The following is a 13,698-nucleotide window of genomic DNA, read 5'->3' on the forward strand; positions in this document are numbered from 1 at the left end:
TTTCGCGTTACATCATGATAAAGTCGCTCTTGTTCTTGTAGATATTTATAATAAAGTTGACCTTCGGGCGTAAAGGTAATGGGATGTTTTTTACGATTAAAAATAATGATGTTCCACTCAGTTTCAATATTTTTGATAAAACTACTGAGATAGGGCTGGGAAACATAGAGTTTATTGGCTGCCTTGGTTATTGTTCCTTCATTGATGATCGTTTCAATATATTTATAGTTACGGTTAATAAGGCTCTCTCCTTAATGACATAAGTAATTACTTATATGTTATATATACTAAAAACTATTTTACATTTAGTCAATATGAGCAGACAATATATATGTTGCGTTTAATTCTTAAGGGGAAGGCACTGTAACTAGAAAGGAAGTCAATTTTTTATGGAAAATAGTACAATGGATATGGAATGAATTTGGACAAAAAATTTCACGATGAATTTTGTAGTTAACTTTTTGGTTAATTTGAATATGTATTTACTGATTGTTTTAATTGCAGGCTATGCGCAGTCTCAATTTAATGCCTCAGATAGTTCGGCTGGGCTGGTAGCAGGTTTATTTATAGTCGGATCACTGATGGGTAGATTTGTTATGGGGAAATATATCAATAGTTTAGGACCTAGAAAGGTACTCTTAATTGGAACTGTATTATTTACAATTACGAGTGTTTTTTATTTTGTAGAATCTTCATTATTATTTTTAATTATTGTTAGAATCATTAATGGATTTTCATTTGGGATTTGTACAACTTCAACTGGATCAATAGCAGGGTATATAACACCGGAAACTAAAAAAGGTGAAGGTATCAGCTTTTTAGTTTGAGTATGGTGCTTGGTGTAGCCATTGGCCCATTTTTAGGTTTATTGTTAATGCAACAATATTCAATAGAAGTCATCTTTGGACTTAATCTTGTATTGAGTTTTATTTCATTGATTTTGGCAATATTTATGAAAGTACCTTTTGAAACAATTGCTAGAACAGCAGAGGATAAAGGGTTTAAGGTTTCAGATTTTATCGCGAAAGAAGCCATTCCAATTGCCATTATCGTGTTTATACCTGGTCTTTCTTATTCTTCTATTCTTAATTATATTAAAGTTTTTGCGCAAGAGAGAGACTTAATTACAGCTTCAAGTTATTTTTTCGTTATCTATGCAATCGTCTCAATTTTTTCAAGACCAGTTTGTGGTAGATTAATGGATGCAAAAAATGAAAATATAGTTATATACACTAGTATTATATTTCAGGCTATCTGTTTCTTAGTTATTGCATTTTCACATTCAGCATGGATGTTATTAATTGGTGGTGCTTTATTAGGATTAGGTTATGGTAATATCACGTCTACGTCTCAATCGGTATCTGTCAAAGTCGTACCAAAAGAAAAAATTGCGCGAGCAACCTCAACATTCTTTATCGGTTTAGATTTAGGCTTAGGATTTGGGCCCTATATACTAGGTTTGTTTACTAATCAGATCGGGTTAGGCAATATGTATATAGTAATAGCTGTATTATTAATTGTCACTTTCTTTATCTATCGCTTCATACATGGTAGAAAAGTGAGTGTGTCAAAAGCATAATCATGCCCCTCGTGAAATATTGAATCCATTTTCAAGAATTTGAATTATTTAATTAACATATGCCCCTTTCAATGATGGCACATATAAGTGCAAACTTGAGAGGGGATTTTTATATATTTTAAATGGTTACACATAATACAGCTGCTAACAAATTGATTAAAGTCTGAGCATCTATTTATGTTATACAAGCGCAATCAGTTTACGATATGTACAAAGCTGTAATTTTAGTTGTTTAGTTGGTACACTGAATATACAGTAGTTGTTAATACAAATACATAAAAATTATAAGATAAATGAAAGGAGGTTGTTTATGTTTTTAGCATGGAATGAAATAAAGCGTAACAAATTGAAATTTAGTCTGATTATCGGTGTCTTAATTATGATTAGTTATTTGCTGTTCCTATTATCAGGTTTGGCAAGTGGTTTAATGAATATGAATAGAGAAGGTATTGATAAATGGCAAGCAGACGCCATCATTTTAAACAAAGATGCGAATCAAACGGTTGAACAATCAATGTTTGATAAAAAGGATGTTGCAGATACATATAAAAAACAAACAACGCTAAAGCAATCCGGTGTCATTGTATCTAATGGAGATAATGAAGAAAATGCATTGCTATTTGGCGTAACAGATGATTCTTTTCTCGTGCCGAATACGATTGATGGAAAGAAATTTAATGCTGATAATGAAGTCGTTGTTGATGAAACGTTAAAAGAAAAGGGATTCAAACTAGGTGATACATTATCGCTATCACAATCCGACGAAAAGTTAAAAATAGTTGGGTTTAGTGAAAGTGCTAAATATAATGCTTCTCCGGTACTTTTTTCAAATAACAAAACCATTGAAAATATTAATCCGTCATTAACTGAAGATAAGACGAATGCGGTTGTTGTAAAAGATAAAGATTGGCAGTCTAAAGATTTAAATCATAATTTAGAAGCGATTGGTATCGAAAGTTTCGTTAAAAACTTACCAGGTTATACAGCGCAAAACTTAACGTTAAACTTTATGATTTCATTTTTATTTATCATCTCTGCTACAGTTATTGGCATCTTTTTATATGTCATTACATTACAAAAAACGAATTTATTTGGTGTATTAAAAGCACAAGGCTTTTCAAATGGTTATTTAGCCAAAGTAGTGTTGTCGCAAACGTTTATCATTGCCTTGATTGGTACGGTCATTGGACTGGTATTGACCATAATTACAGGAGCGTTCTTGCCGAGTGCGGTACCGATTAAATTTAGCGCCACAACATTATTAATTTATGGGGTTGTCCTTATCGCTGTTTCATTAATAGGTAGTCTATTCTCCATATTAACGATAAGAAAAGTTGATCCACTGAAAGCGATAGGGTAAATGAGGAGTGTATAATAAATGCTAGAATTTAAAAATGTCACGAAATATTTCCAAGATGGAAACCAAAAAATAGAAGCTGTGAAACCTACCTCACTAAAATTTAATCAAACTGAACTCATTGCAATTATAGGACCTTCAGGATCTGGGAAAAGTACTTTCCTAACTATGGCGGGCGCACTTCAAACACCGACGTCTGGAGAGATTCTCATTAATGGTAAGGAAGTCTCCCAGATGTCTCAGAAAGCATTAGCAAACACGCGGATGCAGGAGATTGGCTTTATACTTCAAGCAACTAACTTGGTGCCTTTTTTAACGGTGAAACAGCAGTTTAAATTATTGGCTAAACAAAAGAAAGATGTATTAAGTCAAACTGAATATAAGCAGTTGATGTCACAACTCAATCTCGAAGCAATTGAAAATAAACTGCCGAGTGAAATTTCTGGTGGGCAAAAGCAGCGTGTAGCCATTGCTAAAGCGCTATATACACAACCTTCGATTATTTTAGCGGATGAACCAACGGCTTCGCTTGATACACAAAATGCGATGGAAGTCATGGGAATTTTAAAAGCACAAACATCAGAAAAAAATAAAACGTGTATTGTGGTTACACATGATGAACGACTTACATCCTATTGTGACAAGGTTTATCATATGGAAGATGGCGTGTTAACACATACTTAAATAACGGTTTAATATGGGTACGGTGATATTAAATTATTGTGAAAGTTAAAGTTATAATCTCTAAATAAGGGGATGAGCATAATCAAACATAGGCATGAAATGGAATTGTTATGGAAAGCATATAAATATGAGGTCATGTGGCATAGTCAACAAAGCTATAATGAGATTAGAGAAATGCTTAAAGGGCAATGTGAATATAGAGATGTTGAAGAAGCAATTGATCATGCACTGTCCATACAGCCTAGCAAAGGTTCGGTAATCAATACATTTAGCCATATATGGGGTTATTTTAAAAAGTTTTGTAGCGCCTCAGAGAAAGCATTATTTAAAAAGCTGAAGGCACAATACTTACTAGATCGAATCGATACACATACGCTCATTTTCTTTATCTATTGTATGACAAGATATTATGATGTTACGTATCTCAAGGAATCCACATTAATCAAAAATTTTTCAATCGCAAATAGATCATTTAAATAGGATGATTTGCTAACGTGATGGTTGATTCAAGTTTATGATATACGCTGTGTGATTTAGTCGATGGTATGGGCGATAATTTTAATGTCATTACAATATAAAGTTTCTTAATCATAACGGTTGGTGCATATGAAGCATCAATCATTATTTTTGTTTTAAATTTAAAAAAAGTTGTTTCATATGCTGTTTATATAACTAATTGACTCTATAATAATGGAATGGTAATATTACCCCTATTAATCCAATCGGAATAATAAGTGTGTGGAGGGATAAAGATGAAAAGAATGAAATTAGGATATTTTTTAACTGGTTTTGGTCACCATGTTGCGAGTAGTAGACACCCAGATGCATTAGAACGTGGGGGTATAAATTTAACGAAAACCATTGAACAAGCAAAAACGTTAGAGCAAGCTAAATTTGATTTTCTATTTGTGTCTGATAGTTTATATCTTGATAACAAGACGCATCCAGATATGTTTACGATGTTTGAGCCAATTTCTTTAATGTCTATTGTAGCTAGAGAAACTCAAAATCTTGGATTGATTGTGACAGGATCTACTTCATTTTCAGAACCATTTAGCCTTGCGAGAATCTTTTCGTCTTTAGATCATTACAGCAATGGCAGAGCGGGTTGGAATATTGTTACATAAGGTATTAATTATACAGCGAAGAATTTTAATGGCACTACGAATGCAAATCATGATTTACGCTATGATCAAGCCGAAGAATTTGTGAATATTTCTAAGCAATTATGGAGTTCTTGGCGTGGCGTTAATACGGAACATCTTCATGCTGCAGGAGGCTTTTTTGGTGAAAAAGAGCCAGAACCAATTAATTATCAGGGGGAATTTTACAGTGTAAAAGGCCCATTAAATATTGAAGCATCACCTCAAGGTTATCCATTACTTGTACAAGCAGGTTCTTCAGAAAAGGGTACAGAATTTGCGTCGAAACATGCAGAAGTTGTATTTACAGCGCAAAATGATATCAACGATGCAATCACGTTTGCACATAATTTGAAAAATAAAGTTGAACAAAAGCACGGAAATGCACATGAAATTGTTATTATGCCAGGTATTTTTCCATTTATTGGAGAAACACGCGAGGCAGCGGAAGCGCAATTCCAAGAATTACAAAATCTTATTGTGCCAGAGATGGGAATAGAGTTATTATCTTCTTATTTAGGTGATACAGATTTAAGTCATTACGATTTAAATACACCGTTTGAAAATATTGAAGTAGAAAAAGGAAACAATATACAAAGTCGTGTAGACTTAATCAAAGATACAGCGAAGAAGAATGAATATACTTTAGAAGATGTAATGAAGCACGTTGCTGGTGCAAGAGGGCATCATATCGTCGTTGGTACTGCTGAAGATGTAGCGGATAGAATGGAAGAATGGTTTACAAGTGGTGCAGCAGATGGATTCAATATTATGCCACCGCTCAATCCGACGCAGTTTGATTTATTTGTCGATAAAGTGATTCCGATTTTAAAAGAAAGAGGTTTGATTCAAGCGGCTTATAGTGAAGGGACTTTACGTGAAAAGTTGGGATTAAATCAAAAAATACATAGTTAATATGGATAGATAAAAAGCTAGAAAAAGTGACGACATCGCATCCATTTCGATATTAATTAGAAGGTATTTGCATATAAAAAATAAACAAAAAGAGAACGTACCGTTTAAAAGCGCGTTCTCTTTTTTATATGTTCAAACGCAACATATAGCCTTTAGTCAACTTCATTAATCACGAATCGCGTTAACTACATCAACCATGTCATCGTGAATAACAACATCTGCATCTCGATCATAGGGCGTTGCATCCTTATTAATGATAATAAGGTGTTGACCTTCAAAATAAGAAATGAGACCTGCTGCAGGTTGAACTACAAGAGAGGAACCTAAGACGACTAAGGTGTCAGCTGCTTGAATTTTTTGAATCGCATTAGAAATAGTCTGTTGATCTAACATTTCACCGTAAAGTACAATATCGGGTCTGATTGGACTACCACATGTTTTGCAATGGCGTAGATGCTTTGCCATCACTGTGGCTTTATCATATTTATGTTCGCATTGGATACAATAGAAGCGGTTTAAGGTTCCATGAAGTTCGTCAACATTCGCGCTTCCAGCATCTGTATGCAGTCCATCGATATTTTGAGTAATAACACCTAATGAACGTTGATGGTGTTCAAGTTGAGCAATCCATTCGTGTGCGACATTAGGTTGCTTGTCTGCCAATAGTAGGCGCTTATGATAAAAATCAACAAATCCTTCTGGATCATTTTGTAAGTATTCAGCGCTTAGTAAATATTCTGGAGCGTAGCCTTCCTTTGAAATCTCATCAAACAAGCCGCCCATAGATCGAAAATCAGGCACGCCACTTGCGACAGAGACGCCAGCACCTGTGAAAAATGTAATCTGATTCGCATCTTTAATAATCTTTTTTAAGTGTTCAATATTTTGATTCATTTATCTCACTCCATTGGAAATTTTAAATAATATGATGCAAATACGAGTAATATGCGTTGCGCTTTTAATATAATTTTAAATTTTAGAAAGTATTTTAGCAAATATAAGAGAATTTAAATGATGTTCAAAAGAGGTTCGTCAGATACAAGACAATTTTATGAAGCATGCTTTATAATGGGTTTAAAATGAGAACCGAGGTTATTTTAGTGAAGAAATTGTGGATTTGGGGAGCAAGTATCATAGCGATAGTTATTGTAGTAGGGATTGTGATGGCAGTCTTTGTAAGTCAAAAGCCATCAAAACAGGTAACACACTCAAAATTCGTGAATCATCCGATACCTACATTATTTTTACATGGGTATGGTGGCAGTGCCAATTCAGAGAAGTTCCTGGTACAACAAGCTGAAAACAAAGGCGTCACTCACGATGTCATCACCGCAGTGGTATCTGAAAATGGTAACGTCACCTTTAAAGGTCAGTTAAACAAAAATGCCATCAACCCTATAGTGAAAGTTGAGTTGGAAAATAATAAAGACGGTGACTACGATAAAAATGCAAAATGGTTTAAAAATGTTCTGGTAGCCCTACAAAAGGAATATCAATTCAAGCAATTCAATTTTGTAGGTCACTCTATGGGAAATTTATCATTTGCGACGTATATGCTGAATTATGGTAACAATGCCTCCCTACCACGTTTGAATAAACAAGTAAATATTGCGGGAACATTTAATGGTGTCTTAAATATGAATGAAGAAGTTAATGAAATTAGTGTGGATAAAGAAGGGAAACCAAGTCGTATGAATCCACCGTATCAGCAATTGCGTGAATTGAAAGCAATTTATCAAGGCAAACAGATTAAAGTGTTGAATATTTATGGTGACCTTGAAGACGGCACGCACTCTGACGGTCGTGTATCGAACAGTTCTTCAAAGTCATTGAAATATTTATTGGGCAGTAGTCCGGAAAGTTATCAAGAATCAAAATATCATGGTAAGCAGGCACAACATAGCCAATTACACGAGAATAGAGATGTCGCTAATGAAATTATTAAGGATTTATGGGGCACATCATAAAATTAAACATTTAAGGGTTAGAATTGAAAATTTATAAAGTGTGAATTGGGTTTATTGTTATGGATAAATTATACAGTATAAAAGACCTGGAAATGCATGGAAAGTGCGTTTTCTAGGTCTTTTATATTTTGTCGTATTATCATTGTTAAGCTTCAAAGTAGAGATAGCGAGGTCTAAGTGTTTAACTTTTCATTATGTCGTGAAAGGTGTTCACGTAATGTATTTTTATGTTTAGGCTGTGTAATGAGTTGGTTGCTATTAGTTTAGCAACATATTTATTATAAGTTGTTAAGGATCAGACAATCTTCTTGTTCTGAGCCTATGTTCGGGTCAGTAATGATTTGCATTAACTTAGAAACTTCGGAAATTAATGTTTCTTGGTATGGTGAGTCTGCACTGAGGTATAAATCGATAAGGCGCACCATGCCGTTACTAATAAATGTAAGGTATACATAGTCATCTAATTTTTGATTTAAGCCTTCTTCATAAGGAATTTTTTTCTCGAATTCTTTTTCCATAAAAGTACGCAAATTTTTCTTATATTTATCAGAATATTGGATACTGAAAAGTTTTGTGAAAAACGCTTTGTTTTCTTCAAAAAACGCAAACCAAATTTTAACTCCCTGTTGCATACCGAGTTCTTTTTTGGCTTCACAAATTTCTTCGAGCGCTTCGAATTTTTTATCGACAATACGGCCTAATAAGTCATATTTATCAATATAATGTAGATAAAATGTTTTTCTCCCGATTTGCGCGTGTTCTGTAATATCTTTTACTGTAATTTTATCAAAATCTTTCTGTTCAAAAAGCTCATAAAAACTATCATTAATGGTCTTTCTTGTTTTTACAATACGTAAATCCATCGTGATTACACCTTTCTTATAACCCACTTTCAATAAAATGAGTATTATTTCTCATATTGTACTACTTATGAATTGTATAATTGATTCTATTTGTTATGATTCAATTATACACACATGATACATAATTAGTTGTCAAAAATCTTTTTATCGGGAAATATTATTGTGATAATTTATGCATAATACATTTATTATTAAACAAATTTCTTGAACAATAATTACTCTAGCTAATAAATTAAATATTAGTAAAGAATAATTTGATTTAAAAAGGCGTCATAGGGATGTCTGATCACAAGGAGAAGAAAGTGCTTCAAGAATTAAACGATTTTATAAAACATTATATCAGTCGCTAGGAGATGCTCACTTCAATGTTATCATTATAGTGTTTTACACAAAATCATATTTTAAATAATTGCTTTTAATATATAAAGGGCAAACAAGCTTATATACAAATGACGCACCTCAATTTAAAAGCGGTTAGTCTTTTTTATTGGATATATCTTTCGTAAAACACCAATTTAAGGTAGAAAACAACTAAAAAATAATTTAATATTAATCTAAGGAATAATATGACCTGGCTTATATATTATAGAGATGCATACGGACACATATACCTTAAGTAATGAATCATTGTGGAGGTTTGTAATGTCAACAGAGATTAAGGGAATTACATTTTTTACAGATAATTTAGTGGATACATCATCGCATGCTTGTAATACATTCAACGTCAATCCAACATACAAGGAACTCTTTTTTGATAATAATGTTTATACCATGTCGAGTGCGCAAGGAAAATTCAGGTTGTCAAATAACCACCCATTAAAAGTAGCAAATTATGCACAAATTGAACAATATGCAATATTTTTTGTAGGAAATGTGTTTCATACTATGGGTGCTTTTAGTTCAACGAATAGTCAATTACCAGCTAATACAATCGTTGGTCGCTATAGCTCAATCGCTGCTCAAGTTAGAAGAATGGCTGGCAATCACCCGATGGAACGTTTTACAACGTCAATGTTAACTTACAGTAAAAATACTTGTGCATTTAATGACTATCTTGATGCGGCAGGCGTTGAATTCGATCATCGCCCCTCAACAGTCGGTGGCATGGAACCGATAGTTATTGGAATGATGTATGGATTGGACAAGATGTATTGTTTTCTTCAAAAGGTATCGCTGTCGGTGATGGTGCGATAGTAGCAGCTGGTTCAGTGGTTACCAAAAATGTGCCACCTTATGCAATTGTGGGTGGTAATCCCGCTAAAGTAATAAGATATCGATTTGAAGCACATATTATTGAAAGATTACTTAAATTAAAATGGTGGCAATATGGATTTGCAGATTTCAAAGGCGTGACTGCAGACGATTCGATTGAGGTATTTTTAGAAAAAGTAGAAAAACTTGTGTCTACAAATCAAATTCAGCCATTTCGTCCTACAACCATATCAGTAAAAGACTTTTTAGATATTGAAAAAAGTTCAGAGGAATAATTTCAAATATGGATGTATGAATTGTATAAAAGTGAAGATGGTACACGGAGTCCTATTAATTGGTTTCGTGTACCATTTTTATTTGTTAATATGCGAGTTAACAAAGGGGAATCAAGGTCAATTATGAATGTTATAATTAGTTGCTAATTTTATACATATAATACTTTACTTAATAACAAACGGGACAGCAGCTGAATTAAATCAGGTTTGCTGTCCCGTTTCGGGCTGGAAAGGATTAAGTTTAGAATGTATTGGTTATAGTGTGTGTATTGAAGTTTTAGCTAAATTTTAATTATAATTCTATTAGTTTTGTTCGTTACTACCTTCAAACAATGCAATCAGTCCATAGGGTGCATCTTGACCTAAGCACAAGTCTAATAATTCATGAGATTCTTCGGCCTCTGCGGCACTACGTTTAAATAGGGCATGTTCATAGTTTTCAAGTGCAAGTTCAATATCATTTGGATATTCAACAATTAACTTGCCAAGCTCTGCTGCATCATACATTGCTAGGTTTGCGCCTTCTCCAGATGGTGCCATTAAATGCGCAGCATCACCGAGTAGCGTAACACCAGGTGTACGTTGCCAACTAGGTTTTACAAATAATTCAATACCATTTGCAATTATATTATCAGTATTATCATAAAGCTGATATTCAAAATAAAGTTCGTTCAAGGGTATATTTGCTAAATCATTTAAATGAAGTCCAGATAATTGGAAATGGTGATTAGCAGTGACTGTTACAGGCACTTCTCCAGAGTTTAAAAGGTTATTATAATGTTTAAGTTGCCATGTAAAAAGTCCTTCAAATGAATGCGTTAAATCGTTAACAACTGTCATGTTTACACTTTTATGGCTTATGTGAATGACTGGAAGGACAGATGCATAGAAACGTTTAGTGAAATATTGTTGCGCTTTCCATCGACCATAATAATCTACCCCAGACCATGAAATGGTTGGCCAACAATCATTCATTTGCCATAGTAGCACACCACGACAATAATCATTTTCTGAACGGAAATGTTCAACTGAATAGCGCATCACGATACCGGCAAGTATTTGTGATAAATATACATAATCTGTAAAATCTTCAGTTAATTTAAACTCGGCTTGCATATAATTATCAATAATTTGATTGCCATCTTTACATTTTTGATGGGTCAACATCACTGACGAATTGGGAGATTGATCACTTGTTTTGGAAAATGAGTCAATCGTCTTCATACCAGGATAACTTTGAAAGCCCATTTCTGAAATGAAACGTGCATGAAGTTGTTTGATAGATTCGTAAGGTGCTTGGCCATCATAAGCTAAATAGTAATGAAAATCGCCATCCTTAGCGTAATCAAAAATGGACTTAGACGTATGGTTTGATTTCCTGTTTGGAGATGAATGAGCGTAAGGTACTTGTGGTGCACTCCGTTTCGTAATATCAGGTATTGTTTCAAGAAATAGCGTCTTATAGCGTGTTTGCATTATATGTTTCATATTTTCATCTGTGATTTTCGATACCTCGAAGAAATCTCGTGTCTGTGCGGTACGAGGTCCATCACTTGTTAACATTGTATAGGTCATATCGATTTCATTGTTTCCAAATAGCAATATTAAACTTGGGTGATGTGCCATGCGTTCAATATTTTGAATCAGTTCCATAGTCACATTGACCATGAAATCCATATCTGTTGGGTAAGACATACTCGTAAACATACAATCTTGGATAACTAAAATACCGTATTGATCGCACAAATCAAAGAAAAGGTCTGACGGGTAGTAGGCGCCTCCCACACACGAATACAATTGATATTTGCACGCACACAATCTTTAATTTGGGCTGTTAAACTATAGCGACGTGATTGCGTTAAAATGGCATCTTCAATAATCATGTTCGTACCTTTAATAAACACAGGCGTGTCGTTAATTATAAATTCGAATTTAGAGCCGTCTCCATCATTGTCTCGATTTAATTTGACCGTTCTTAGGCCAATCGAATAGCTTGTGTGATCTATGGATTGGTTACCTGTATATAGTTCAACGTCCACAGTATATAACGGTTGCTCACCGTAACCTATTGGCCACCATAACTGTGGATTTTCAATTATGAAAGTGTGCTTGAATGTATGACTATTGTTAATCGTAATAGATTCGATAGCCTGATTGTTGGGATCGTACAATGTGCATGTTAAAGATGTGGCTTCGTCAATAGCTTTTTTTGAACGTACATTTAATTCAACTGTTTGTGTATGGTGTGTCTGAGTAAATAGAAAAGGTGGTATGTTCATGTAATCGCCGTATTCAATCGCAATCGATTTCCATATACCGAAATCAGGCAATTTAATGCCCCAGTCCCAGCCAAACATGCATTGAGCTTTTCTTAAGTAAGCTAAGCCATTTTCACCTTGCAGTTTTTATTTCTTTTAAATACTGTACTGGAGAGTAAAATTGGATTTCTATAATGTTTTCACCAAGTTCGACATAAGGCTTAATATCAAATTTATAACGACGAAACATATTATCCGTTTCTAATACGTTGGTATGGTTGATGAAAATCGTTGCTAACGTATCGAGACCTTCACAATTTAATAGAATTTGCTCACTCATTAATACCTCGGTTTCTAAAGTAAACGTCCTAGAAAAACTGTAATGATCATTAAATAAATATTGAATTGCGTCTTCGTTATTTCCATAACAGGGGTGATTGATTAAATTATTTTCAAGTGCTCCGGTTACGATACTACCAGGTATTGTGACAGGCATATCGTGGAAACGTGTTGTGTTTGTGAGATTATTTAATGTCCAAGTACCATTTAAGTCAATTACATTCACTGTGTCCATCTCCTTAAATATCTTGATATATAAAAGTTTAGCACTTTTATAATTCATAATAAAAAATAAAGTGGCGTAAAATCTAAAAATGTATTGGTATTAAATATCTTCCAAGACAGGTATTGCTTTTCTTTGTTTAGTAACGGCGTTCGTTTGAATGTCTATTTCAAAAACCATTTCTGAATGACCAGCTTCAACAAGAATTTCTCCGTTAGGGTTAACAACCATAGAATGGCCAGCATAACTATTCCCCTTGTGATGTTGATGATTTACATTACCCACGCTATTGCATGCAATGACAAAACAATTATTTTCAATGGCACGTGCTTGTAATAAAATACGCCAATGATGCAAATTTTGAGTTGTCCATTGTGCGACAACAAACAACATTTCAGCACCATTCTTAATAGAAGCTCTTGCTACTTCAGGATATCTCAGGTCGTAGCATATTATTTGTGATGCTTGAATGCCATTAATAGAAAAATTGTTAGGTTGGTTTAATCCTGGCGATAAGTAAAAAGGTTCATCTAGCATAGGTACCAAGTGAATTTTATCCGTACCATTTAATAATGTTTTATCTTTTGAAACTGCAAAAGCAGTATTATAGATGGCGTTAGTTCTCATATTAGCTACAGATCCTGCTACTATATGTGTTGTATACTGTTGTGCAAGTTGTTGTATAAATGGTAGAGATTGTTGTAAATCTATGTCCGCTTTATCTTTTAACTGATTTAAGGCATAACCATTATTCCACATTTCAGGTAGCACAATGATATCAGCATTTGTGTAATGCGTTTCTATTAATGAAGAGATCTTTGCTTTGTTTTGTTTGAAATTCGCTTCTGCAACTTCAAATTGATAAATTTGTAATTTCATATTGC

Annotated in this window: 11 protein-coding genes and 4 pseudogenes; 8 read left to right on the forward strand and 7 right to left on the reverse strand. The window is 33.8% G+C overall.

What is annotated here, in order from left to right; genetic code table 11:
- Positions 1-68 precede the first annotated feature (68 nt).
- Positions 69-239: pseudogene (locus tag ACM6UH_RS01415) on the reverse strand (LysR family transcriptional regulator); the annotation flags it as partial.
- Between the two features lie 201 nt (positions 240-440).
- On the opposite strand from ACM6UH_RS01415, the pseudogene ACM6UH_RS01420 reads away from it, so the two are divergent.
- The 5 genes and pseudogenes from ACM6UH_RS01420 (at position 441) to ACM6UH_RS01440 (ending at position 5,677) form a co-directional block, all read left to right on the forward strand.
- Positions 441-1,579: pseudogene (locus tag ACM6UH_RS01420) on the forward strand (MFS transporter).
- A 310-nt stretch (positions 1,580-1,889) separates the two neighbouring features.
- Positions 1,890-2,939 carry an ABC transporter permease gene (locus ACM6UH_RS01425; RefSeq protein WP_069805282.1) on the forward strand — a complete coding sequence of 350 codons (1,050 nt, stop codon included), beginning with the start codon at positions 1,890-1,892 and terminating at the stop codon, positions 2,937-2,939.
- An 18-nt stretch (positions 2,940-2,957) separates the two neighbouring features.
- The gene (locus ACM6UH_RS01430) at positions 2,958-3,620 is read left to right on the forward strand and encodes an ABC transporter ATP-binding protein (RefSeq protein WP_048787121.1); all 663 of its coding nucleotides are present in this window, start codon (positions 2,958-2,960) and stop codon (positions 3,618-3,620) included.
- Between the two features lie 72 nt (positions 3,621-3,692).
- Positions 3,693-4,100 carry a YbgA family protein gene (locus ACM6UH_RS01435; RefSeq protein ID WP_048787120.1) on the forward strand — a complete coding sequence of 136 codons (408 nt, stop codon included), beginning with the start codon at positions 3,693-3,695 and terminating at the stop codon, positions 4,098-4,100.
- A 281-nt stretch (positions 4,101-4,381) separates the two neighbouring features.
- Positions 4,382-5,677, forward strand: a pseudogene (locus ACM6UH_RS01440) (LLM class flavin-dependent oxidoreductase).
- Positions 5,678-5,842: 165 nt separating this feature from the next.
- Here the strand turns inward: ACM6UH_RS01440 and ACM6UH_RS01445 are convergent.
- Positions 5,843-6,571 (reverse strand): NAD-dependent protein deacylase, encoded by a 729-nt coding sequence (locus tag ACM6UH_RS01445; protein WP_048787119.1) that lies wholly within the window; start codon positions 6,569-6,571, stop codon positions 5,843-5,845.
- Between the two features lie 269 nt (positions 6,572-6,840).
- Between ACM6UH_RS01445 and ACM6UH_RS01450 the strand changes: the two genes are divergently transcribed.
- A complete protein-coding gene (locus tag ACM6UH_RS01450) occupies positions 6,841-7,644 on the forward strand; it encodes an alpha/beta hydrolase (protein ID WP_371806938.1) in 804 nt (267 codons plus the stop codon).
- A gap of 278 nt (positions 7,645-7,922) precedes the next feature.
- Here ACM6UH_RS01450 and ACM6UH_RS01455 read toward each other — a convergent pair whose 3' ends face one another.
- On the reverse strand, positions 7,923-8,507 hold the full coding sequence (locus ACM6UH_RS01455; protein ID WP_048787118.1) for a TetR family transcriptional regulator: 585 nt from the start codon (positions 8,505-8,507) through the stop codon (positions 7,923-7,925).
- Between the two features lie 798 nt (positions 8,508-9,305).
- Here ACM6UH_RS01455 and ACM6UH_RS01460 point away from each other — a divergent pair.
- Both ACM6UH_RS01460 and ACM6UH_RS01465 read left to right on the forward strand, forming a co-directional pair.
- Positions 9,306-9,701 (forward strand): hypothetical protein, encoded by a 396-nt coding sequence (locus ACM6UH_RS01460; RefSeq protein ID WP_256112268.1) that lies wholly within the window; start codon positions 9,306-9,308, stop codon positions 9,699-9,701.
- Positions 9,632-9,829: pseudogene (locus ACM6UH_RS01465) on the forward strand (CatB-related O-acetyltransferase); the annotation flags it as partial. The gene ACM6UH_RS01460 and the pseudogene ACM6UH_RS01465, both read left to right, overlap by 70 nt.
- 468 nt (positions 9,830-10,297) lie before the next feature.
- On the opposite strand, the gene ACM6UH_RS01470 reads toward ACM6UH_RS01465, so the two are convergent.
- From ACM6UH_RS01470 to ACM6UH_RS01485, 4 genes are all read right to left on the reverse strand, one after another.
- The gene (locus ACM6UH_RS01470) at positions 10,298-11,689 is read right to left on the reverse strand and encodes an FAD-dependent monooxygenase (protein WP_176720952.1); all 1,392 of its coding nucleotides are present in this window, start codon (positions 11,687-11,689) and stop codon (positions 10,298-10,300) included.
- 26 nt (positions 11,690-11,715) lie between these two features.
- Entirely contained in the window at positions 11,716-12,351 is a 636-nt protein-coding gene (locus tag ACM6UH_RS01475; RefSeq protein WP_063488879.1) for a hypothetical protein, read from the reverse strand.
- A 34-nt stretch (positions 12,352-12,385) separates the two neighbouring features.
- Positions 12,386-12,817, reverse strand: coding sequence for a glycosyl hydrolase 2 galactose-binding domain-containing protein (locus ACM6UH_RS01480; RefSeq protein ID WP_063488880.1), 432 nt, complete (start codon positions 12,815-12,817; stop codon positions 12,386-12,388).
- A gap of 99 nt (positions 12,818-12,916) precedes the next feature.
- The gene (locus ACM6UH_RS01485; RefSeq protein WP_063488881.1) at positions 12,917-13,693 is read right to left on the reverse strand and encodes a carbon-nitrogen family hydrolase; all 777 of its coding nucleotides are present in this window, start codon (positions 13,691-13,693) and stop codon (positions 12,917-12,919) included.
- Positions 13,694-13,698 lie beyond the last annotated feature (5 nt).

The organism is Staphylococcus sp. LKG4-2, from assembly GCF_050955665.1.
In the GTDB taxonomy this organism is placed as follows: domain Bacteria; phylum Bacillota; class Bacilli; order Staphylococcales; family Staphylococcaceae; genus Staphylococcus; species Staphylococcus saprophyticus.

Excerpts from the sequence above, each read along its gene's own strand:
- ACM6UH_RS01430 (WP_048787121.1), top strand. The coding sequence starts at position 2,958 with ATGCTAGAATTTAAAAATGTCACGAAATATTTCCAAGATGGAAACCAA.
- ACM6UH_RS01450 (WP_371806938.1), top strand. The coding sequence starts at position 6,841 with ATGGCAGTCTTTGTAAGTCAAAAGCCATCAAAACAGGTAACACACTCA.
- ACM6UH_RS01470 (WP_176720952.1), bottom strand. The coding sequence starts at position 11,689 with ATGTCTTACCCAACAGATATGGATTTCATGGTCAATGTGACTATGGAA.
- ACM6UH_RS01435 (WP_048787120.1), top strand. The coding sequence starts at position 3,693 with ATGAGCATAATCAAACATAGGCATGAAATGGAATTGTTATGGAAAGCA.
- ACM6UH_RS01475 (WP_063488879.1), bottom strand. The coding sequence starts at position 12,351 with ATGTTTGGCTGGGACTGGGGCATTAAATTGCCTGATTTCGGTATATGG.
- ACM6UH_RS01485 (WP_063488881.1), bottom strand. The coding sequence starts at position 13,693 with ATGAAATTACAAATTTATCAATTTGAAGTTGCAGAAGCGAATTTCAAA.
- ACM6UH_RS01445 (WP_048787119.1), bottom strand. The coding sequence starts at position 6,571 with ATGAATCAAAATATTGAACACTTAAAAAAGATTATTAAAGATGCGAAT.
- ACM6UH_RS01425 (WP_069805282.1), top strand. The coding sequence starts at position 1,890 with ATGTTTTTAGCATGGAATGAAATAAAGCGTAACAAATTGAAATTTAGT.
- ACM6UH_RS01455 (WP_048787118.1), bottom strand. The coding sequence starts at position 8,507 with ATGGATTTACGTATTGTAAAAACAAGAAAGACCATTAATGATAGTTTT.